The following is a 21,554-nucleotide window of genomic DNA, read 5'->3' on the forward strand; positions in this document are numbered from 1 at the left end:
AAGGATCCACGTGCATGCAGAGTCGCTTCCGGCCGACGTTCAAAACCGCGCTCATGGCCTTGCTGCTGACCGGGCTGTCGATGGACGCCGCCCTGGCGGCCACCGGCAACTGTGCGAGCCTGGGCCGGCTGCCGCCGGTGATCGAGATCGGCGAAGGGTTGCAGCAGGACATGCAGTCGCCGGTGGCGATCACCCGCCTGGCCATCGGCGACCCGAAGATCGCCGACGTGCATGCCAACGGCAGTTCCTCGTTCCTGCTCACCGGCATGGCCCCCGGCGCCACCAGCCTGATGGTCTGGACCGCCTGCGCCAAGGAGCCGCGCCAGAGCATGGTGTTCGTCCAGGGCGCCGCCACCGCCGCCCTGACCAGCGCCGGCGCGCTGCCGTCGGATGACCCGCAGCTGCCGTCGCAGGTGCAGACCGACATCCGCTTCGTCGAAGTCAGCCGCACCAAGCTCAAGCAGGCCACCGCTTCGCTGATCGGCACCCGCGGCAACTTCCTGTTCGGCTCCCCCGGCACCCTGCCGCCGGTGGACGGCGTGCCGACACCGAAACTGCCGGTGGACAACTCGCTGTTCAACTTCTCGTGGATCGGCGGCAAGACCATGGCGATCATCAACGCGCTGGAGGGCAGCGGCTTCGCCTACACCCTGGCGCGGCCCAGCCTGGTGGCCCTGAGCGGGCAGAGCGCGAGCTTCCTGGCCGGCGGCGAGATTCCCATCCCGGTGCCCAGCTCCGGCAGCGACAGCGTGTCCATCGAGTACAAGGAATTCGGCATCCGCCTGACCCTGACCCCGACCATCATCGGCCACGACCGCATCGCCCTGAAGGTCGCGCCGGAAGTCAGCGAACTGGACTTCAGCAACGCCGTGAACATCGCCGGCACCACCGTGCCGGCCCTGACCATCCGGCGCACCGACACCAGCATTTCCCTGGCCGACGGCGAAAGCTTCGTCATCAGCGGCCTGATCAGCACCACCAACTCCTCCCAGGTCGACAAGTTTCCGGGCCTGGGCGACATCCCGGTGCTGGGGGCGTTCTTCAAGAGCTCGCAGATCAAGCGCGAAGAGCGCGAACTGCTGATGATCGTCACCCCGCACCTGGTGCAGCCGCTGTCGGCCCAGGCGCAGTTGCCGGCATTGCCGGGGGAAAAACTGCGCAACTACGACCCGAACTTCTACCGCATGTTCTTCCTGGAAAACGGCAACTTCGACAAGCGCAGCGGGTTATCCCAATGAGCCAGAGCCTGAGCCAGACGTTCCTCGCCATCACCCGCAACAGCACCGACCTGGAATGGCTGCAGAACGCCCTTGCGCCGCTGGGGCAAGTGGTGAGCGCCGGTGGCGGCAGCCTCGACGAACTGCTGGCGCTGGTGGACGTCACGTTCGCAAGCCTGGTGTTCGTCGGCCTCGACCGCGACCACGTGGTGGCCCAGTGCGCCCTGATCGAAGGGGCGCTGGAGGCCAAGCCGATGCTGGCCATCGTCGCCCTAGGCGACGGTATGGACAACCAGTTGGTGCTCAACGCCATGCGCGCCGGCGCCCGGGACTTCGTTGCCTACGGCTCGCGCTCAAGCGAGGTCGCCGGCCTGGTGCGGCGCCTGAGCAAACGCCTGCCGCCGGTGGCGCCGAACACGCAACTGGGCGGCCTCACGGTGATGTACGGCGTGCAGGGCGGCTCCGACGGCGCGCTGCTGGCCAACCACATGGCGCTGGTGGTGCAGAAGAGCGGGCAGCAGACGCTGCTGCTGGACCTGGGCCTGCCCCGAGGCGACAGCCTGGCGCTGCTGGGCCTGGAGAGCTCGTTCCACTTCGGCGACGCCCTGCGCCATCTGCGCCGGCTCGACGCCACCCTGATCGACAGCGCCTTCACCAGCGCCGAAGCGGGCCTGCGCATCCTGGCCTACGCCGACAACGACGAACCGCTGGAAAGCACCAGCGCCGCCGAGCTGTACATGCTGCTCAGCGCCCTGCGCCAGCACTTCCAGCACATCGTGGTGAACCTCACCGGCCAGCCCGACAGCGAAGCCCTGCGCACCTTCGTCAGCCACTGCGACAAACTGCTGTGGTACACCGACCAGAACGTCCTCGATTGCCGGCGCAACCTGGCGGTGTACAACCTGTGGCGGGAAAAGGGCATGAAGCTCGACCACGGCCGCCTGCTGATCGACCGCTACCTGAACAACGTCGCGCCGGACTCGGACACCCTCGGCAAGACCTTCAACCTGGAAGTCATCGCCGTGCTGGCCCTGAGCCCGGAACTGCGCCTGAACGCCAAGAACCAGGGCGTCAGCCTGTTCGAGCTGGCCCCGAGGGAGAAGCTCACCCAGAGCCTGCGCACCCTCGGCGAGCGGCTGGCCAAGCGCTCCGAAAGCCTGACCAAGCCGAAGGTCACCTGGTTCGACCGCCTGCGAGGCACCTCATGAGCCCGGAAAAACTGTTCGGCGCCCCCACGCGCAGCCCCGCCGGCAACGCCGACCACGAAGGCCTGAAACTGGTGCTGCACCGCTATATCATCGACGCCATCGAGGAGTCCGGGAAAAACCTGCTCGAAGGCTCGCGCCAGCAACTGGCGCAGTTCGTCATCGACAAGGTCGCCGAATACATCGCCCGCCTGCACCTGGCCATTTCCCGCTACGAGATGGAGCGCCTGGCCGAAGAGATCGTCGACGAGCTCACCGGCTTCGGCCCCCTCGAAGTGCTGCTGCGCGACAGCGCCGTCACCGAAATCCTGGTCAACGGCCCGCACCGGGTGTTCATCGAACGCGACGGCGTACTGCACCAGAGCGACCTGCGCTTCATCGATGCGCACCATGTCGAGCGGGTCATGCAACGCATTCTTGCGCCCCTCGGGCGGCGGCTGGACGAGTCGTCACCGATGGTCGACGCACGCCTGCCGGACGGCAGCCGGGTCAACGCGATCATCCCGCCCATCGCCCTCGACGGGCCGTGCCTGTCGATCCGCAAGTTCCGCAAGGACATGCTCAAGAGCAGCGACCTGATCGCCATGCAGACCATCGACCTGCCGATCTTCGAGTGCTTCCAGGAGGCCGTGGGCCGGCGCTGCAACATCCTCATCAGCGGCGGCACCGGCACCGGCAAGACCACGCTGCTGAACATCCTCAGCCAGTTGATCAACCCCCACGAACGGCTGGTGACCATCGAGGACGTCGCCGAACTGCAACTGGGCCACCCTCACGTGGTGCGCCTGGAGACCCGCCCGCCGAACGCCGAAGGCCACGGCGAAGTGAAGGCCAGCGACCTGATCCGCAACGCCCTGCGGATGCGCCCGGACCGGATCATCCTCGGCGAGATCCGCGGCGTCGAAGTGCTCGACGTGCTGACGGCGATGAACACCGGCCACGACGGTTCCATGAGCACCGTGCACGCCAACAACGCCCAGGACGCGCTGCTGCGCCTGGAGACCCTGGTGGGCCTGACCGGCCGCAGCGTGGCCGAGCGCACCCTGCGCCAGATGATCTGCGCGGCGCTGGACCTCATCATCCAGCTGACCCGCATGCCCGACGGCCGCCGCTGCGTCAGCGAGGTGGTGGAAGTGGTGGGCGTGCGCGAGGACATCTACGTCACCAACACCCTGTTCCGCCTGGACCGGCGCACCGGCTTCGGCTTCCTGCGCGAGGCGGTCAACCCGGCCGGCGACAAGCTGCGCCACGAAACGGGCCTGGGCCGCACGGAGCTTTCATGATGATGGGGCCGGTGATCCTGATCGCCATTTGCCTGCTGTTGCTGGGGCTGTCGATCCGTCTGTTCCTGCACGGCGTGCACAAGACCGCCAACGAACGGGTGCTCAACCGCCTCGCGGCGGGCCAGCCGCAGACGGCCGTGGCAAAGCCTACCTGGGCACCCCTGGAGCGGATGTTCCTGCAGGCCGGGCTGGGCCGGCCGAGCGAGCGTTTCGGGCTGTGGCTGACCCTGTGGACCGTCGCCCTGCTGCTGGGCTACCTGCTGGCCGACTGGTTCGGCCTGCTCACCGCGTTGCTGGCGCCGCCGTTGGCCCTGCGGCTGTACATCGCCTGGCTGTACCGCAGCCGGCTCAAGCGCATGATCGAGCAGTTGCCGCAGTTGCTCGACCACACGGTGCGCAGCCTCAAGTCCGGGCGCACCCTGAGCGACGCGGTGCTGGGCAGCATCGAAAGCAGCGAGGATCCGCTCAAGAGCGCCATGGGCCGGGTGCAGCGCAACGTACAACTGGGGGTCAACCTGCCGGACGCCGTGAGCGACTTCGCCGAACTCTACGAACAGGATGAGCTGCGCATGTTCGCCCTGGGCCTGAAGGTCAACCACCGCTACGGCGGCAACGCCAGCGAACTGCTGGAGAACCTGATCAAGCTGATCCGCGAACGCGACCAGGGCGCCCGCCAACTGCGCGCCCTGACGGGCGAGACGCGGATGACCGCCTGGGTGCTGGGCTCGTTGCCGGTGCTGCTGGTCAGCTACTTCATGCTCACCAACCCCGGCTACATGCTGGTCATGTGGAACGACCCGGCGGGCCACACCATGCTGATCGTCGCGGTGCTGCTGCAGGTGGCGGGCAGCCTGCTGCTGTGGCGCATGCTGAGGAGCGTCTGAGATGGTGATCCTGGCGGCCCTCCTGCTGTTGCTCGGCGCCCTGCTGCTGGTGGCCAACCACCTGCTGACCGAGCGGCGCCGGGTGCGCCAGGTCAACGAACGCCTGCAAGGCCACCTGGTGCGCGAGAACCGCGTCGGCCAGTGGCTGCGGGCCTTGGGCAGCAGTCGCTTCGGCCAGCGTTCGGTGAGCATCGACAGCGAAACCCAGACCCTGCTCGCCCGCCTCGGCTGGCGCCGCGCCAGCGAACGTTCGCTGTACGCCGCCTGCCAGATCGGCACGCCGCTTCTGACCCTGGGGCTGGGCCTGTTCCTGCGCGAAGTGTTCTTCCCCCAGGCAGCGAACGGCTGGCTGGTGCCGATGCTCGCCACCGGCGCCGGCTACCTGCTGCCCAAACGCCTGCTGGCCTACGCCGCCGCCCGCCGGCAGAAGGCCATCGCGGTGGAAGTGTCGACGTTCATTCCGCTGCTGCGCATCCTGTTCGAGTCCGGCATGGCCGTCGAACAGGCCCTGCGCGTGCTCAGCCTCGAAGGGCAAAAGCTGTTGCCGGAGCTGACCCGCGAACTGCGCCTGATCCTGTCTCGCGTGGACTCCGGCCTCGAACTCGGCCAAGAACTGAACAAGACCGCCGCACAGCTGGCAGTGGACGAATTCACCGATACCTGCGTGATCCTGCAACAGCTGATCCAGCAGGGCGGCGGCGCGATGAAATCGCTGCTGGCGCTCAAGCAGTTGCTGGACGACCGACGCCTGACGCGCCTGCAGGAATACATCTCGAAGATGTCGGCCAAGATGTCGGTGGTGATGATGCTGTTTCTGTTCCCGGCCCTGCTGATCGTGCTGGCCGGTCCCGGCTTCACCGCGATTACCCGGGCGTTCGCGTCCTGAACCTGGCTAAGGAGAGCGTTTGATGAAAGCACTGATGGTCGTGGCGACCCTGTTGATGCTCGGCGGCTGCGCCACCGACGGCCAGGCGCCGTGGACGGCGATCCTCGCGCCGGCCAGCTGCAGCAAGTTGAGCTCCGAACAGGAACTGGCCCTGAACCTGGCCGACGACCTGGCCAACGACGGCAAACTGCACGCCAGCCTGGCCAACCTGCAAAGCCTGCCCGACAGCCTCGGCGAGGTGCGCCTGCGCAAGGCCAAAGTCTATCGCCTGCTCGGGCGCAGCGAAGCCGAACCCCTGTACCGCAGCCTGCTGGGCTCGTGCCTGAACGCCGACGCCGAACACGGCCTGGGCCAGCTCTACGCGGCCCGGGGCGACAACGGCCAGGCCCAGGCCCACCTGCAACGGGCCGCCCGCCTGGCCCCGACCAACGAGAAGATCCGCAACGACCTGGGCGTGGTGTACCTCAACCAACTGCGCCTGGAAGACGCCCGCTTCGAATTCCTCACCGCCATCGAGCTTCAGCAGAACAACCCGCTGGCGACCCTGAACCTGGTCACCCTGCTGCTGTACCAGGACAACTGGCAGCAGGCCGCCGAAATCGTCAGCCGCGCCCACCTGACCCCGGAACAGTTCACCGAAGCCCAGCAGCGCGCCGAACGGCTCAAGGCCCCGGCCCCCACCCGGCCCGCTGCCGGCAACCAGGTCGCCGTCGTCGCCGATCCGCAGCCGTCGACACTCAAATGACCCCCAAGGAGGCCGCCATGAACACCCTCAAAGGCCTGTGCTGCCTGACCCTGCTGAGCCTGCCCCTCGGCGCCCACGCCATCGACGCCGGCCCCGCCTCGGCCCAGCAGCAGGAAACCGAAGGCTGGCTGCTGCTGCAAAGCCGCAACAAGGCCGCCTCCCCCACCCCGCAGACCGCCACGGCCGCCGAACGGGAACTGGCGATGCAGCGGTGGCTGAAGAAATACAAATACGAAATCCCCGACTTCTACGACCCGGATGCGGGCGGGAAGATCGAGACCAAGAACTGACGGGACATCCGTTGGGCCTTCATCGCCAGCAGGCTGGCGATGGCGATGTACCCGGCGCCGAAGATGCCCGTGCCGAACGGTTACACGATGCCCAGCCCGTTAGGCTTGACCCGATCCAGCGCGCGGTTCACCGACAGCTCGGCCAGCATGACGATCTGCTGGATCGCCAGCGCCGTGCTGCGCTGCGGGCCCTTGAGCTCGTTGGCGAAATTGCCGGACATGACATGGGCCGAGGCCAGGGACTCGCAGGCGTGGACCAGCAGGCTTTCGGAATCGATGTTCGGATGCACCCCGAACATCTCGCTGGGCTGACGCGGGTTGGCCGGCTCCGGGTTGAGATAGAAATCGAGGGCGCGGCGGGAGGCGTTGCGGTCCTTGATGAGGTCTTCGGCGCGCTTGTCTTCGGCGAAGGGGTTGGTGATGTTGTAGGGGGGATCGGGGATGACTTTGCTCATAAATACCTCTGCTCGTTATCGAAGCACCTCCAACCGCCGTTTCTCACGCGGCGAAGAGAGGTGGCAACCATGTGCGGAGTGAGAAACCGGTGAGCAGAAAACCGGCCAGACCGAAGTCTGCCCGCACACAGCCGCCATAGAGCATTGCGACAGCCGATCAGCTGGCGGCAATTATGGTGGTACTGGCGCTAGTTTCAAGCTCATGCGGGTTCTCACACCCGATCGCTGAGGTGTCAGCGACAACCCAAGACTAGAGAGCGGGCTTCCGACGGACAACCTGAAAACCTTGTGGGAGGGTTCGTAAAATTTGAAACAGCCTTTAAACATTTCGGCTCTGAACCGCAGCCAGGTTCTATAGGGGATTGGGGTGGTCTGGGAGGAATTGGTTGGCTGGTAGGCCGCCATCGCCAGCAGGCTGGCTCCTACAGTTGGATCGGGTGGGTGTCAGGTAAAGGTTGGTCGGCTGGCAGGCCGTCATCGCTGGCAAGCCAGCTCCCACAGGGTCTGAGGTGGTCTGGTAGGAATTGGTCGGCTGTCAGGTCGTCATCGCCAGCAGGCTGGCTCCTACAGTTGGATCGGGTGGTGTCTGGTAGAGGTTGGTCGGCTGGTAGGCCGTCATCGCTGGCAAGCCAGCTCCCACAGGGTCTGAGGTGGTCTGGTAGGAATTGGTCGGCTGTCAGGTCGTCATCGCCAGCAGGCTGGCTCCTACAGTTGGATCGGGTGGTGTCTGGTAGAGGTTGGTCGGCTGGTAGGCCGTCATCGCTGGCAAGCCAGCTCCCACAGGGTCTGAGGTGGTCTGGTAGAAATTGGTTGGTTGGCAGGCCGTCATCGCCAGCAGGCTGGCTCCCACAAGGGATTGAGGTAGTCAGGGAGGGAGTGGTCGGCTGTCAGGCCGCCATCGCGCACATCTCAAAAGGCCGAGTGTCAGCTCGCCTCGCTTTTGATCTTGATCTGCCGGCCCCTTCGGAAGGCTGAGCGGAGGGGTTCATCCGGGGGTGGGCGCGCAGCGCCGTTTGGCGCAGCCAAACACATCGGAAGGAGGTGCAGCGAAGCAAACCGTAGCCGATGCCCCCGGATGAATCCCGGAGCGAAGGAACCCCGAGCCTAGGCGAGGGGCCGTACGCTGGGGCCCAGCCTTTTTGGTTACTTTTTTCTGGGCCGGCATTCCGGGCGTTTGAAAAAAGTGACCCGCCGTAAGGGCGGAACCGCCAGCCGCCACACCCGCAGAAACGGATAAACACACCAAACAACCCACCGCCTGGTCGGCCCAGAGGCCGCCAAGGCCAACACCCCAAACCCCAAAAAACCTCAGTGAGCCGTCACCCGCTGCCGCCCCCCCACCCCACCCGGCGAAAGCGCCAACGCCAACTGCGTCCGGTTATGCATATGCGTCAACCGCAACACCTGCGACACATACAGCTTCACCGTGTTCTCGGTGATCCCCAACTCACAGGCAATCTGATAGTTGGTCTGCCCCTTGCCCACCAGCCGCGCCACATCGAGCTGACGCGGCGACAACTGATGGAAGATCGCCGGCATCTCCAGCTCATCGCCCTGCGCCGGCTCATCCTCGCGCACCGAAGGCCCGCGCCGGACCTTGTCCAGGTCCTGGTACAGATCGTCGATCGAGGACGACAGGTCCTGCAGCTTCTGGTTCAGGTGCCCCAGCTGCAGCGTCTTCTGCCGCTCCTGCAAGGCCGCCTCCTGGCGTTGCAGCCCTTGCAGCAGCTCGTCCAGGTCGATGGGCTTCTGGTAGTAGTCGGCGATCCCGGCGCGCAGCGCCTTGATCACGTCCTGCTTGTCGGCGCGGCCGGTGAGCATGATCGCCTCGAACACCCGCTGCTTGCCCGCCAGGCGCTGCATCGCCTGCACCAGTTCGATGCCGTCCATCTCCGGCATGTGCAGGTCGCACAGCACCAGGCCGATGCCCGCGTCATCGTTGAACCGTTCGAGGGCCTCCACGCTGGAGACACAAGGGACGCAGCGGTAGCCGCTGCTTTCGAGAAATTCGCAGAGTTCTTCGACGATCAACGGCTGATCGTCGACCACCAGAACCTTCACCGCCGATGTAAGCTTGTTCACGTCCCACTCCATGCCCAGGCCAAAGCTGACCATTCCTGTACTGCCAACCGATGGCAGAAATACCCTGCTTTGAAAGTAGACGCACTTTCCGACTATGTACATAAGACTAGTGGCGTTTCGCGACTAATGGATCCAGGGCCAGGCGAGCCCGACACCAACCAGCACAAACGGCGCATATGGCAGCTTTTTTGACGAATCTGGCCCCAGATAGCGCAAACGCTCCCTAAGCCCTTGACTCATATGCAGCCAGACTCTTGGCGCCAGCAGCCACCAGGCCACGCTCGCCGCCGCCGCGCCGATCACCGCCGCCAACACCCAAAGACCGTCCGTCGCAAGACCCAAGGCTGTCATTAGTTTCACATCCCCGGCGCCCATCCGGCCCATGAGGTAGCCCGGCAGCGTGAACGCCAGCGCGAGCCCGAACGCCCAGCCGCCCTGAACCGCGTCCGCACCGATCCAGGTACGTCCGGTGAGCAGCAGCCAGGCCAGCGCCAACGCGCCCGCACCGAGGGTCAGGGCATTGGCGATCCGCCGCTGGCGGGCGTCCTGGGCGGCGCACAGCGCCAGCCAGGCCAGGAGGACGACAGTCTGCATCGGGTAAAAACCGTCCGTTTCCGCTGAATGATTCTATGCTGATACTACGCAGTGACTGTCAGGGTAGACGCACTCATGAAAACCGGCTTCCGGAAGTCGCAAAAAGGCGCGGTGGCGATCGAGTTCGCCCTGGTGTTCGTGATCTTTTTCGCCGTGTTCTACGGGCTGGTCAGTTACAGCCTGCCGTTCGTGCTGATGCAGTCGTTCAACCAAGCCACGTCCGAAGCGGTGCGCCGCGGCGTGGCGGTGGATCCCGCCACGGCCAACTATTCCACGGTGCTGGTGAACACCGCCAACACCACCTTGCAGCAGCAACTGGCCTGGGTGCCGGCGTCGTTCAACCTGGTGATCGGCGTGGACACCAGCGCGGTCTACAGCGCCGGCACCCTGACCGTCAGCGTCAACTATCCCACCAGCAAGCTGAATCAGGTGCTGCCGTTCCTGGTGTTGCCCGGCGTCGGCACGGTGCCCAGCCTGCCGGCCAACCTGACCGCCACGTCGAGCCTGCAATTTTGAGTTCGGGGGACAAGCTCCTCGGCCGCCTGCTCAAACGCGCACCGCCCGCCGCCCTCGACCTGCCCAACCTGCTCGGCTCGCCCGCCTCGGGCCTGCACCTGTACCTGGACGCCGACGGCCGCGTGCTGCAGGCCGCCGGCCCGCTGCGGCACCTGTTGGGCCAACACGCACCCACGGACAGCCCCCTGCCGCTCAACGCCTGGGTGCTGCCCCACAGCACGCTGGCCATCGAAGGCCGGCCGGCGGACTGGCAAGGGCAGCCGCTGGACCTGGACTTTCCCGGCCTCGGCGGCCAGCCCCTGCACCTGCGCGGTTGGGTGCAGCCCCAGGGCGACGGCTGGCTGATGCAACTGATGGACATCGCCGACCTGCTGCTCGAACGCCAGCAGTCGCGCCAGCGCGAAGCCTGCCAACGGATGGCCGGGCACATCGCCGAGCAGTTGCGCGCCTGCAGCCTGCTGCGTTTGCCGAGCGTCATGGCCGAGCAGTTGCAGGTCATCGCCCAGCGCTGGCGCATCCCCTGCCTGGCGCTGGCCCTGCCGGACGAGCGCGAACAAGGCTGGCGCATCCAGGGCTGCTACGGCGCCCACGACGCGCCGGCGCTGTGGGAGGACGGGCAACGCCTGGGCACGCCGCTGGACAGCCTCAACGGCAGCGCGCCCCAGCGGATCGGCGCCCACCACGGGCTGGATGAGCACACCCGGGTGCAGGCCACGTTCGGCAACGCCGACGGCCTGGCCGTGCCGTACTGCGACGACCGCGGAACCGTGGCCTGGCTGCTCTGCGGCTTCTACCGGGCGGAGGATGGCGCGCCGCACCTGGCCGACCTCGACTGGATGCTGTTGGCCAGTGCCCTGGCCGGGCCGTTGCTCGGCCGCCTGCGCGAGCAGGAACACCATCGCCAACTGGAACGGCTGGAGTCCTTGCAGGGCCTGCTCGGCACCGGTTGGTGGGAGCTCTCCGGCAACGGCGAGTCGGTGCAGCTGGCGCCGGCGCTGGCGGCCGACCTGCAACTGGGCACCGAGGTCCTGCCGGTCGGGCACTGGCTGGAGCAGATCCACCCCGCCGACCGCGAAGAGCTGCGCAGCCGCCTCGCGGCCCTGCAACTGCACGGCGAAGCCCTGTCGCTGTGCGTGCGCCTGCACCGTCCCGACGCCTGGTACCGCGTGCAGGGCCAGGTCGCCGGCAGCGGCGAGGGCCGGCGGCTGGTGGGCTTCATGCTCGACATCAGCGACATCAAGAACCAGCAACAGCAGACCGCCGCCGCCCACGCGCGCCTAGACAACCTGATCGCCAGTTCCCCGGCGGTGATCTATGTCCAGCGCTACGTCGAAGGCGCGCTGCTGCCTTCGTTCTTCAGCGCCAGCCTGCAACCGCTGTTGGGCTGGCGCCTGGAAGACCTCGACGCGGCGGCGCTGGCCGAGCGGATCCACCCCGACGACCGCGACGGTTACTTCGAGCGCTGCCGGCAGCTGCTGCGCGAAGGTTCGGTGCGGGCCCGCTACCGCTTGCGTGACCATCGCGGCGATTACCACTGGCTGCTCGACGAAGCCCGCTTGCTGCGCAACGACCTCGGCCTGCCGGTGGAGGCGGTCGGCCTGTGGCTGGACGTCACCGACGCGACCGTGGCCGCCGAGCAGATCCGCCAGAGCGAAGAGCGCTACCGGATCCTGGTGGAGGACTCGCCGGCGATGATCTGCCGCTACCGCCCGGACCTGATCCTGACTTTCGGCAACCAGCCCCTGGCCCACTACCTGGAATGTACGCCGCAGCAGTTGCCGGGCACCGACCTGGGCAGTTGGCTGTCCGACGAACAGCGCGCCGCCTTCCTCCAGCGCCTGGCCGCACTGACCCCGGACAACCCGGTCAGCACGGCGGAGATCAGCCTGCAGTTGCCGGGGCGCGAGCACGCGTGGTGGGTGTGGTCGGACCGTGGCGTGTTCGATGAGCACGGCCGGTTGACCGAAGTGCAGGCCGTGGGCCGCGACAACACCGAAGTGCGCCGCTCCCAGCAGCAGCTCACGCAGAGCGCGAAAATGGCCACCCTCGGCGAAATGGCCACGGGCCTGGCCCACGAGATCAACCAGCCGCTGAACGTGATGCGCATGGCCATCGTCAACGTGCTCAAGCGCCTGGGCAACGGCGATGCGCAGGTCGATTACCTGACCGACAAGCTCAACCGCATCGACGCCCAGGTGCAGCGCGCCGCGAAGGTGGTGGATCACATGCGGGTGTTCGGCCGTCGCTCGGAGATCGAGCAGCAACTGTTCAACCCGGCCACCGCCATCGAAGGCACGCTGTCGCTGCTGGCCGAGGGCATGCGCGGCAAGGGGGTGGATCTGCGCATCAGCGAGACCCCGTTCGCCGTGCACTGCCGCGGCTACGTCGATCAGCTTGAGCAGGTGCTGATCAACCTGATGGTCAACGCCCGGGATGCGCTGCTGGGCAAGCGCGAATCCGACCCGGCGTTCAAGCCGTGGATCTCGATCTACGCCGAGCGCGACGAGCACAAGGTGCGCCTGTGGGTCGAGGACAACGGCGGCGGCATCGACCCGCGGCTGCTGGAGCGGATCTTCGAGCCGTTCTTCACCACCAAGCCGGTGGGAGTCGGCACCGGGCTGGGGCTGTCGGTGAGTTACGGCATCGTCGAGAACATGGGCGGCCACCTGAGCGTGCGCAACTCGGCGGACGGGGCGCGGTTCTGCATCGAGCTGCCCATCGCCCCGGACGAGGCCTAGATGACCAGATAGGCCTTGCCGGTCTGGCCGCAGGTCATGTTGGCGCCGACGTCCACGCTCATCAGGTTGATGCCGAGGCTGGCCAGGAGGTTGTTGAGCAGAGGGTCGAGCAGCGGGCTGAGCACGTTGGTGATGACCGGCTGAAGCAGAGACACGACGCTGCCGATCAGGGCGGTGACGGTGGCCGTGACGACGCCGAGCGGACTGTTTCCCACGGGTTGGTAGGCAACGATATTGATGCCGGCCAACGTGTTGGACAGGCTGGCGACGATGTTGCTGGTGGGCGTGGCGGACAACATACTGGGCGGCAGTTTCAGGTTGGGCGGCGTGGCGAACGGGGTGCTGCTGGAGAACAGCAGATCCTGGCCGCTCCCTGCACCTCCCGCAGCGATACTGCTATCGACCATGATTCCGATGCCCCCTGCGCCGTATTGCACGTGAGTGGCCGGGTCGCAGCTGCCGATTCCGAGTATCTTGTGACAAGTCACGGTGCCAAGATCGATCAAGGGCAGCGGAGTAACCGTGGGCTTGGCAACAGAAGAAAATGCATTGGTCGGATCGATCGTGCCCAACTTGAGATCGACGAGGGACGTTTTGGTGCGGGCCGTCAGGCTTTTGGTTCCGCTGTTGCCCGTAGGACAGCTGAAGTCGACGACATAACTTTCAGCGCCGCCCGCCTCCAGGCTGATATCGATCCGCGGCGACGGCAGCAACTGCGGATCCAACTGCTGACAACCGGCCCCCAACAGACAACCGACCGAGTTCAGCGTGGCCACCAGGTTCAGGCTCAACAATGAGTTGAGCGTCGGCGTCAGCGTGCCCACCAGCCCCAGCACCGCATTGGTCAGCCCGGTCACCCCGGACAGCACCGGCAAGTTCACCGACAACATCGTGCGCACCTGGGCCGTGCGCACGTAGATCCGGTTCGTCCCCAGCGGATCGGCCTTGGCCAGCGACGGGTCGCCCACGGCGGACAACTGCGGCGGCTCGATCACCTTGACCCGCACCGTGACGTTGGCCAGCCCCAGCACGTTGACCGGCAGCGTCGCGGCCACCGCGCTCTTGCTGTTGGCCAGTTGCACCATGCCCTGGATCAGTTGCAGCAGTTGCAGGTTGGCGTCCAGCCCGGCCGCCGTGGTGCCGGTCTGCAATTGCAGGATGTCGCCCAGCTTGACCGGTGAGGCATTGGCGGCCGCCACTTGCAGCGTGCCGAGCGCGGTGATCACCTCGGCGGTGGCACCGTTGAGCTGCACCACCTTCGCGGCGGCCTGGATCAGTTGCGTCACCGTGGCCTGGGTGTTGAGCAGTTGGCTGTAATTGCCGGCGGCCACGTTCAGGTCGATGGCCAGTTGGTTCAAGTAGCTGAGCAGGTTGATGTCGGTGTTGAGCAGCCCGTTCCAGCCCAGCGCCGTCAGGTTGACGTTGCCGCCCAGCAGTCCGGAGAACAGCGGGTTGAGGATGTTCGACTGGGCGGTGCTGATGGTGGCCAGGTTGCTGCGGATGCTCAGCTGGGCGAGCGGCGGCTGCGGCTTGGCGGCCACCGCCGAAGCGGTGAGTTGGGTGTTCAGGCTGACCGGGGTGCCGGTGAACAGCGCCTGGACGCCGCCGGCGAAACTGGTGGTGAGGATGTGCGTGACGACCACTTTGACGGCGCCCGTCTGGGTCGCGTCGACGGTGAAGGTGCGCAGGCCCGAAGCGGCGGTCTGCACGGTGCCGCAGGTGGCGGCGAGGGTGTTGTCGGCATCGGTGGTGAAACCGTTGCGCGCAGCGTTCTGCGTGGCGTACGCAGCCGCCGTCAGCCCGCCGGCGCAGGTGCCGCCGCGGCTGACCGCTTCCAGGGCGGCATTGTCCGCCACCCGCTGCAATTTGCGCTGTTCCATGTAGAAGCGGCCGCTGTCGACCACCAGCAGCAGCATCACCACGGCCAGGCTCAACGTGGCGGCCGCCATCAACCCGATGGCCCCCCGCTGCCGGGTGGGGCCGCAAAACCGCGAACGAGGCGACATCGCGCACTCCTTTGCCGGCGCACGGCCGAGCGCTACCTCCATTGGTGCCCCTCAGTGTAGACGCGGCGGCGCGACACTGCTGGCAACACGCCAGCCCATCGGTTGGCGACGTGGATCGGGCTGATGCATTGAGGGCGGCCGGCCAGGCAATAGAATGCAAGCCGCGCTGGCCTCATCGCTGGCAAGCCAGCTCCCACAGGGTTCGGCGGTGACCGCAGGCTCGGCATCCACCCAAGAACCTTTGTGGGAGCCAGCCTGCTGGCGATGGCGGCAGGTCAGGCAATGGAAATGTCAGCCGTGCAGGCCTCATCGCTTGCAGGCAAGTTCCCGCCAGGAGCCTAACGCGGCGGGTAGTTGGCCAGGATCCGGCCGACGGTCTCGCGGATCGCGCTGCTGCGGTCGGACGGGTTCGGCGTGCGGCTGAGCATCTGTTCGTCGCTGCCGCGCCAGACCAGTTTGCCGTCCTTGCCGTCGATCAGATCGATCTGGATGGTGGCGACCTTGTAGGTGACGTTGCGGGTTTCGTTGTACATCGGCGCGCCCCAGTAGCCGTTCCAGGGGCCGCCCCAACCGCCGCCGTAGTTGGTCGTCACTTGCTGCTGGCGGTCTTCGACGATCAGGTAGGTCTGTACGTTCAGGTCGCCCCGGGCCCCTTGGGCGGCCGGGCGCAGGCCGCGTTGGTCGAGCTGGTCGGCGACGGCCTGGCGGATGCGCTGTTCGGTGAGGTCGCTCTTGATCCGCGGGTCGTCGGGGCGGTATTGCAGGGCGGGTTCTTTCCAGCTCCAGCTGCGGTAGGCGGCGAAGTCGCGGCTGGCGTCGAAGTCATGGTTGACCTGGTTGGCGGCGCAGGCGCCGAGCAGCGCGGCCACAGCCAGTAGAGCGAGACGGCGGAACATGGTTTTTCTCCGGTGGAAGACATGAACCTGGGGGCTTCGCGTTGCCTTGAAGCTAACTGGGAGGATACGCCGACATGGCCTTTTCCACAGCCTCGCGGATCGCGTCGGCACGTTCGATCTGGTTGCCGCGGGTGCCGGTTTCGGCGCTGGCGCTCCACACCGGTTGGCCCGTGCCGGCGTCGAACAGATCGACCCGCACCACCACGACCTGCTCCTGATAGGTGCGCACGACCGGCACGGTGTTGTACATCCCGTAACCCCGGCCATAGCGGTCATAGCCGCCGTATCCGCCGTAGTAGCCGTAATCGTCCTGCACCTGGCGCAGACGGGTCTCCAGCCGGAGGTCGGCGCTGACGAACAGGTCGGCCGGGCGGTTGTCGCGCAACGGCCGCAATCCGCGCTGATCGAGGGCGTTGCTGACGGCCTCCGCCACCTGCGCCGAATCGGCCCAGGCCGTGCCCGGCGGCAGACGCCCGTTGAGCCACGCCCAACTGCGGTAGCGCCCGTAGTCCCGCGGCGGCGCCGGGTAGGCGCTGCGGTCGAACACCGTGGCGGCCTGCGGCGGCGCCGGCGGCAAGGGGCGCGATTGCGCCACGTAAGGGTTGCTGCCCTGGCAGGCGGCCAACCCCAGGCAGATCAGCAGTAACCCGCAATGCGTCTTCATTTCGTGCTCCGATCAGATCGGCCGGCAGATCCAGTGCAGGTAACGCCCAAGCCCGGCGAAGCTTGGGTGGCGGCGGTGGGCAAGCTCCATTTCCAGCAAGTCCGGCAGCGCGGCGCGGGACTGGAACTCCACCGGCATGTAATCGTGGAAAACCCGCACGCCGCTCTGGCTTTCGACCTGCCACAGGCCCGCGAGTTGCGCGGCCAGCTCCCGCGGGTCCAACGGTTGCTGCGGGGTCAGGCTCTGCTTTTCGCCGGCCATGTCGTTCTTGCGCAGCTTCTTGAAATGGCCCTTGAGCAGGTTGCGGTAGACCAGCGCATCGCGGTTGTAGAACGCCAGCGACAGCCAGCCGCCGGGCGCGGTCAATTGATGCAGCACCGGCAGGATCGTGTGCGGCTCGGCTAGCCATTCCAGCACCGCATGGCAGACCACCAGGTCATAGGGCTCGCTGAGCAGCCCGGGCAGTTCCTGCCACGGCGCCTGGATGAACGTCGCCTGCCGCCCGGCCTCGGCGAAGCGCTGGCGTGCGCCTTCGAGCATCGGCTCGGCCGGCTCGGCCAAGGTCACGGCGTGCCCGCGCTCGGCCAGCCACAGCGACATGTGGCCCAGCCCGGCGCCGATGTCCAGCACCCGCAGCGGCCGCTCCGGCAACGCTTCGGCAAGGTCCGCCTGCAGCACCGCCAGACGGATCGCGCCCTTGGCGCCACCGTAGATCTTTTCGGCGAAGCGGGTCGCCAACCGGTCGAAGTGACGGTCGCTCATGCGCCGAACCGCCGTTCGCTGTCGGCCAGCTTGCTGCGCACCACCTCGTTCATGTCCAGCCCCAGCTCGCTGCACAGCAGGAGCAGATAGAGGACGATGTCGCCGACTTCCTGGCCGGCATGGGCGAGCTTGTCCGCCGGCAGTTCGCGCGACTGGTCTTCGCTCAGCCACTGGAAGATCTCCACCAGCTCGGCCATTTCCACGCTGGCGGCCATGGCCAGGTTCTTCGGACTGTGAAATTGCCGCCAGTCGTTGCGGTCGCGGATGGCGTGCAGGCGTTCGGTCAGTTCAACAAGGTTCATCGGGCTCTCCTCAATGCGCATAGCTTCGGGGGGATGCCCGGCGAAGGCAAGGGGCGCAGATCCGGCGGCGCGGTGGGATTCACTGTGGGCACGAAGCAAAACCTCTATGCTTGCAGGGAACCGGGCCGCGCTCGCGGCGGTCCAAGGTTCAGCCTTTTGATCAGGATGGATACATGCAGGCAGAAAGCTTTTTCGAATGGCTGGGCCAGGCGCTCGGCTCGGTCATCCGCTTCATCGTCGACGGCCTGAGCGGTCTGTTCAACCTGCTGGGCAACGCCGGCGGCAACTTCATCGACGGCCTGGCGCGCACGCTGGGCATGGACACGTCGATCATCAGCATCGTCACACTGATCGTCGGGCTGATGCTGCTGTGGTCGGCGATCCGCGCGTTCATGAACGTGCGGATCGTCGCCGGGATCATCTGGCTGCTGCTGGGCCTGTGGCTGCTGAGCTGGATCATCCACTGACGCCATCCCCGCAAGCAGCCGCTACAATGCGGGCACCTCAAGGAGCCCGCATGTCCAACCTGACCGCCGACTGGCGTGACCGTCCGACCCACCGCCGGGTCTGGGCCCTCGCCGCCCCGATGATCCTTTCCAACATTTCCGTGCCGCTGGTGGCGCTGGTCGACAGCACCGTGATCGGCCACCTGCCCCATGCCCATCAGTTGGGCGCCGTGGCGGTGGGCGCCAGCCTGTACACGTTCCTGGCCTGGGCCATGGGTTTCCTGCGCATGGGCACCACCGGGTTCGCGGCCCAGGCGGCGGGACGCCGCGACGGCGCCGCGCTGCGCCAGATCCTGCTGCAAGGCCTGCTGCTGGCGATGGGGCTGGCGGTGCTGCTCGGCATCCTGGGCGTGCCCCTGAGCGGCATCGCCCTGCACGTCATGCAACCGTCGGCGGAGCTCGACCAACTGACCCGGGAGTTCTTCCACACCCGTCTGTTCGGCCTGCCGGCGGCCCTGGCCACCTATGCGCTGGTCGGTTGGTTCCTCGGCACCCAGAACGCCCGGGCGCCGCTGGCGATCCTGCTGACCACCAACCTGATCAACATCGTGCTCAACCTGTGGTTCGTCATCGGCCTGGACTGGGGCGTGGCCGGTTCGGCCCGGGCTTCGGTGGTGGCCGAATGGTGCGGCGCCCTGCTCGGCCTGTCGCTGACGTCGAAGGCCCTGCGGGCCTATCCCGGCCGCATCGTCTGGGCGACCCTCAAGCGTTGGGGCAACTGGCGGCCGCTGCTGACGGTCAACCGCGACATCTTCATCCGCAGCCTGGCCCTGCAATCGGTGTTCTTCCTGATCACCGTGCAAGGCGCGCGGCTGGGCGACGCCACCGTGGCGGCCAACGCGCTGCTGCTCAACGGCCTGCTGCTGACGGCCCACGCCCTCGACGGCCTGGCCCATGCGGTGGAAGCCCTGTGCGGGCACGCCATCGGCGCCCGCGACCGCACCGCCCTGCGCCGCTCGCTGGTGGTGGCCGGCGGTTGGTCATTGCTGGCCAGCATCGGTTTCGCCGTGGGGTTCCTGTACGCCGGGCACCTGTTCATCGACCTGCAGACCGACATCCCGAGCGTGCGCAGCACGGCGTACCTGTACCTGCCCTATCTCGCCGCCCTGCCGCTGATCGCCGTGTGGAGCTACCTGCTCGACGGCCTGTTCATCGGCGCCACTCGCGCCAGGGAAATGCGCAACTGCATGCTGCTGACGGTGGTGGCGCTGTTGCCCCTGGCCTGGCTGCTGCAGGATCTGGGCAATCACGGGCTGTGGATCGCGTTCCTGCTGTTCATGGCGCTGCGCAGCCTGACGCTGGGCGCCCAGGCGCTGCGGCTGGGCCGCGACGATGGCTGGTTCAGCGCCACCGCCCACTGACCCCTCAGGGGCCGTCGCGCTGCCACAGGCGATGCAGGTGATCGAGCCGCTGCTGCGGGGTCAGGCCCGCCGGCGGCGGCACCAACGGCGCACGGGGATGCTGCAGCCGCAGCCACAGCCAGCCGTCGAGCACGGCGCGTTCGCTGAAGCCCAGGCCCAACCCCTCCTGGACATATCGCCACAACGCCGCGTAATCGGCGTTCAACGCCCGGCTCCAGCGCCAGGCATGCTGCTCCAGCAGGCACGTGCGCAAACGCCTCTGCTGAAGCGCCGTAAGACTTTGATCCACCGCCAACGGCGTCACCGCAAGCCCGGGATTGCGCAGCTGCTGCCAGCCCAGGCTGCCGAGCGCCCGGTCGGCCCAGGAGCCGCCGTACCAGCGCAACCGGCGGATCGGCCCGAGCCAGCAGCTCAATTGCGCCGCATCGCAGGCGTCGAAGAAATAACTGGCGGTCTGCGTGTTGTAGAACCCGAACAAGGCCCGGTGATGCAGGCCCACCGAGACGGTCAGCATGCAGCGCAGATGCGCCAGCAAGCGTTCGACCGGCGCCTCGCAGCCGATCAGCAGACCGCGCCAGGTCTGCGGATCGCTGTGGCACAGGGCCGTCAACGCCGGGCTCCCCGCCAGCGCGACCAGCAGCGGCCCTTGCTCGCGCACCGGCTGAAACTCGGTGGCCTCGAACAGCCACACCTGATGCTGATGCGCAAACCCCTGACGCAGCGTGGCCTGCACCTGGGGCGTCAGCGGGGCGTCCAGCAGCAGCCATTGCGCCTGCGGCTCCGGCGACCGGCCGCTCATGCGGCGCCGCCCGGCTCAAGCGCGCCGAGCAGCCGGCAACTGCACAGCGGCTGCGGGCAATGGGCAAAACTGCCTCCGCCGGGGATCAGGCACAGCAACAGCAGCGGCTGCGCCGAGCCCAGCCATTGCGCCAGCCCTTCGCTGCGCGGCGCCTCCATCGGCGGGTCGTCCTCGCCATCGGCTCCGGCATCGAACCCGGCATCGACCGGCGCCTGAAGAATGCCGCTGATGACAGGCCGGTCGGGATCCCCCTCCAGAAACCCCACCACCACTTCGACGCCTTCGCGCAGCGCCGCCGGGGGCACATCGGCCAGGCCCGGCGCCAGGGCAAGCCAGCAATGGCTGGGCGCCGCGCCTTCACCCTGGTAGAGCCAGTCGAACTGCACCGCCACCCGCCGCAAGGGGTCGGGCGGCGGTTCGTCCACCCCGACCACCCAGGCCCGCTGCAGGCTGTGCAGGGCCGGGATGGCGGCCGGCGGGGGAACGGGCGCCGGACTGCCGGGTGCAACGCAGGCGATCCGGTTGCGGTAAGGAGGATCCAGGGCCGTGCCGGCCTGATGCTCGACCCGCGCCACCAGCCAGTCCCGTTCCCCGCCCATGGCCGCAGGACCGCTCAACGACAGCCTCCGGCCGCTGCGCAGCAACGGCATCCGCGTGCCGCCCTCGGCGGTCTGCGCCCGGCCATCGGTGCGCGCCTGCCACGGGTGCACGCCCGCGCCGTCCAACGGGCCTACGCTTATCTGGGGCAACTTCGCCGGGTCGTCGCCGAACACCAGGCAATGCCCGTCGCGCCGGTGTTCGAAGTGATAGTGGATCTGCGCCTGCGCGCACAGGCGCTGGACGAACTGCAGGTCCGACTCGCGGTACTGGGTGCAGAACGTTCGGGCCGGGTATTGGCCCGAAAGCCGAAACTGCCGCTGGACGCCGACGATGCCGTGCTCCTTGAGCACCTGATCGAGGATCTGCGGCACCGAACGGCCACTGAACATCCGCTGGCTGCAGCGCAGCGCCAGGCAGCTCAACGCCGGCGCCAGGCGCACCCGGCACAGCCGGGCCCCGGGGCCGTGCTCACGCTGGACAAGACTGTGCAGGCGCCCGTGCACGCCCTCGGGCGCCGGGCCGAACTGCAGGAACGCCGCGCGGAACATCAGCCCGGCCAGGTCGAGGTGCGGATCGTCGATCAGCACATCGACCTCGAAGGCATAAGGCTCGGCGAACCCTTCCCGACCGGTGAAGGCCAGCACTTCCAGGGGCTCGGGCAGTCCCGCGACGTCGAGACGAAACAACGGCTCGTTGACTGGATCGAACATGGGGCGGATCTCTACAGGAGGGACAGCCGGGGATTCTCGCCGAGAGCCTTGGC

Annotated in this window: 21 protein-coding genes; 11 read left to right on the forward strand and 10 right to left on the reverse strand. The window is 67.2% G+C overall.

The features are described from left to right. Positions 1–14: 14 nt before the first annotated feature. Genes CAG31_RS15660 through CAG31_RS15690 form a run of 7 tightly spaced genes read left to right on the forward strand, consistent with a single transcriptional unit; the run spans position 15 to position 6,510 of the window. Positions 15–1,238, forward strand: coding sequence for a type II and III secretion system protein family protein (locus tag CAG31_RS15660; protein WP_085582646.1), 1,224 nt, complete (start codon positions 15–17; stop codon positions 1,236–1,238). Then, on the forward strand, positions 1,235–2,425 hold the full coding sequence (locus CAG31_RS15665; protein ID WP_085582648.1) for a pilus assembly protein: 1,191 nt from the start codon (positions 1,235–1,237) through the stop codon (positions 2,423–2,425). The genes CAG31_RS15660 and CAG31_RS15665 overlap by 4 nt, the downstream gene beginning before the upstream one ends. Then, on the forward strand, positions 2,422–3,705 hold the full coding sequence (locus CAG31_RS15670) for a CpaF family protein (RefSeq protein ID WP_085582650.1): 1,284 nt from the start codon (positions 2,422–2,424) through the stop codon (positions 3,703–3,705). The genes CAG31_RS15665 and CAG31_RS15670 overlap by 4 nt, the downstream gene beginning before the upstream one ends. Then, positions 3,705–4,589 (forward strand): type II secretion system F family protein, encoded by an 885-nt coding sequence (locus CAG31_RS15675; RefSeq protein WP_085582963.1) that lies wholly within the window; start codon positions 3,705–3,707, stop codon positions 4,587–4,589. Before CAG31_RS15670 ends, CAG31_RS15675 begins: the two co-directional genes overlap by 1 nt. Before the next feature lies 1 nt (position 4,590). Then, complete coding sequence (locus CAG31_RS15680) at positions 4,591–5,475, forward strand: type II secretion system F family protein (protein ID WP_085582652.1); 885 nt, start codon at positions 4,591–4,593, stop codon at positions 5,473–5,475. Positions 5,476–5,497: 22 nt separating this feature from the next. Then, complete coding sequence (locus CAG31_RS15685) at positions 5,498–6,220, forward strand: tetratricopeptide repeat protein (RefSeq protein ID WP_085582654.1); 723 nt, start codon at positions 5,498–5,500, stop codon at positions 6,218–6,220. A 17-nt stretch (positions 6,221–6,237) separates the two neighbouring features. Beyond that, positions 6,238–6,510 (forward strand): DUF3613 domain-containing protein, encoded by a 273-nt coding sequence (locus tag CAG31_RS15690; protein ID WP_085582656.1) that lies wholly within the window; start codon positions 6,238–6,240, stop codon positions 6,508–6,510. A gap of 80 nt (positions 6,511–6,590) precedes the next feature. On the opposite strand, the gene CAG31_RS15695 is transcribed toward CAG31_RS15690, so the two are convergent. From CAG31_RS15695 to CAG31_RS15705, 3 genes are all read right to left on the reverse strand, one after another. Then, entirely contained in the window at positions 6,591–6,965 is a 375-nt protein-coding gene (locus CAG31_RS15695; protein ID WP_085582659.1) for a DUF6124 family protein, read from the reverse strand. Between the two features lie 1,308 nt (positions 6,966–8,273). After that, positions 8,274–9,047 (reverse strand): response regulator transcription factor, encoded by a 774-nt coding sequence (locus tag CAG31_RS15700; RefSeq protein ID WP_085582965.1) that lies wholly within the window; start codon positions 9,045–9,047, stop codon positions 8,274–8,276. A gap of 123 nt (positions 9,048–9,170) precedes the next feature. Continuing rightward, the gene (locus CAG31_RS15705; RefSeq protein WP_085582661.1) at positions 9,171–9,641 is read right to left on the reverse strand and encodes a prepilin peptidase; all 471 of its coding nucleotides are present in this window, start codon (positions 9,639–9,641) and stop codon (positions 9,171–9,173) included. Between the two features lie 75 nt (positions 9,642–9,716). Here CAG31_RS15705 and CAG31_RS15710 point away from each other — a divergent pair, with 75 nt between their 5' ends. Both CAG31_RS15710 and CAG31_RS15715 read left to right on the forward strand, forming a co-directional pair. Then, positions 9,717–10,157, forward strand: coding sequence for a TadE/TadG family type IV pilus assembly protein (locus tag CAG31_RS15710; RefSeq protein WP_085582663.1), 441 nt, complete (start codon positions 9,717–9,719; stop codon positions 10,155–10,157). Continuing rightward, complete coding sequence (locus CAG31_RS15715) at positions 10,154–12,895, forward strand: PAS domain-containing sensor histidine kinase (RefSeq protein WP_085582666.1); 2,742 nt, start codon at positions 10,154–10,156, stop codon at positions 12,893–12,895. The genes CAG31_RS15710 and CAG31_RS15715 overlap by 4 nt, the downstream gene beginning before the upstream one ends. On the opposite strand, the gene CAG31_RS15720 is transcribed toward CAG31_RS15715, so the two are convergent. The 5 genes from CAG31_RS15720 to CAG31_RS15740 all read right to left on the reverse strand — a co-directional run bounded on the left by CAG31_RS15720 (position 12,892) and on the right by CAG31_RS15740 (position 17,525). Next, the gene (locus CAG31_RS15720; RefSeq protein ID WP_085582668.1) at positions 12,892–14,901 is read right to left on the reverse strand and encodes a pilus assembly protein TadG-related protein; all 2,010 of its coding nucleotides are present in this window, start codon (positions 14,899–14,901) and stop codon (positions 12,892–12,894) included. The two genes, CAG31_RS15715 and CAG31_RS15720, sit on opposite strands and share 4 nt — an antisense overlap. A 338-nt stretch (positions 14,902–15,239) precedes the next feature. After that, positions 15,240–15,797, reverse strand: coding sequence for a DUF4136 domain-containing protein (locus CAG31_RS15725; protein ID WP_085582670.1), 558 nt, complete (start codon positions 15,795–15,797; stop codon positions 15,240–15,242). A 52-nt stretch (positions 15,798–15,849) separates the two neighbouring features. Beyond that, complete coding sequence (locus CAG31_RS15730) at positions 15,850–16,461, reverse strand: DUF4136 domain-containing protein (protein ID WP_085582672.1); 612 nt, start codon at positions 16,459–16,461, stop codon at positions 15,850–15,852. Between the two features lie 12 nt (positions 16,462–16,473). Then, positions 16,474–17,223 (reverse strand): methyltransferase domain-containing protein, encoded by a 750-nt coding sequence (locus tag CAG31_RS15735; RefSeq protein WP_085582674.1) that lies wholly within the window; start codon positions 17,221–17,223, stop codon positions 16,474–16,476. After that, positions 17,220–17,525: a MazG-like family protein gene (locus CAG31_RS15740; RefSeq protein WP_085582676.1), complete on the reverse strand. Its 306-nt coding sequence runs from the start codon at positions 17,523–17,525 to the stop codon at positions 17,220–17,222. The genes CAG31_RS15735 and CAG31_RS15740 overlap by 4 nt, the downstream gene beginning before the upstream one ends. Positions 17,526–17,698: 173 nt before the next feature. On the opposite strand from CAG31_RS15740, the gene CAG31_RS15745 reads away from it, so the two are divergent. Further along, positions 17,699–17,992 carry a hypothetical protein gene (locus CAG31_RS15745; protein WP_085582678.1) on the forward strand — a complete coding sequence of 98 codons (294 nt, stop codon included), beginning with the start codon at positions 17,699–17,701 and terminating at the stop codon, positions 17,990–17,992. A 50-nt stretch (positions 17,993–18,042) separates the two neighbouring features. After that, on the forward strand, positions 18,043–19,392 hold the full coding sequence (locus tag CAG31_RS15750; protein WP_085582680.1) for an MATE family efflux transporter: 1,350 nt from the start codon (positions 18,043–18,045) through the stop codon (positions 19,390–19,392). Positions 19,393–19,396: 4 nt separating this feature from the next. Here CAG31_RS15750 and CAG31_RS15755 read toward each other — a convergent pair whose 3' ends face one another. Both CAG31_RS15755 and CAG31_RS15760 read right to left on the reverse strand, forming a co-directional pair. Continuing rightward, positions 19,397–20,191 carry a DUF4123 domain-containing protein gene (locus CAG31_RS15755; RefSeq protein WP_085582682.1) on the reverse strand — a complete coding sequence of 265 codons (795 nt, stop codon included), beginning with the start codon at positions 20,189–20,191 and terminating at the stop codon, positions 19,397–19,399. Continuing rightward, positions 20,188–21,501: a type VI secretion system Vgr family protein gene (locus CAG31_RS15760; protein ID WP_085582684.1), complete on the reverse strand. Its 1,314-nt coding sequence runs from the start codon at positions 21,499–21,501 to the stop codon at positions 20,188–20,190. Before CAG31_RS15760 ends, CAG31_RS15755 begins: the two co-directional genes overlap by 4 nt. Between the last annotated feature and the right edge of the window lie 53 nt (positions 21,502–21,554).

This window comes from Pseudomonas sp. R25(2017) (genome assembly GCF_002112565.1).
Taxonomy (GTDB): domain Bacteria; phylum Pseudomonadota; class Gammaproteobacteria; order Pseudomonadales; family Pseudomonadaceae; genus Aquipseudomonas; species Aquipseudomonas ekonensis.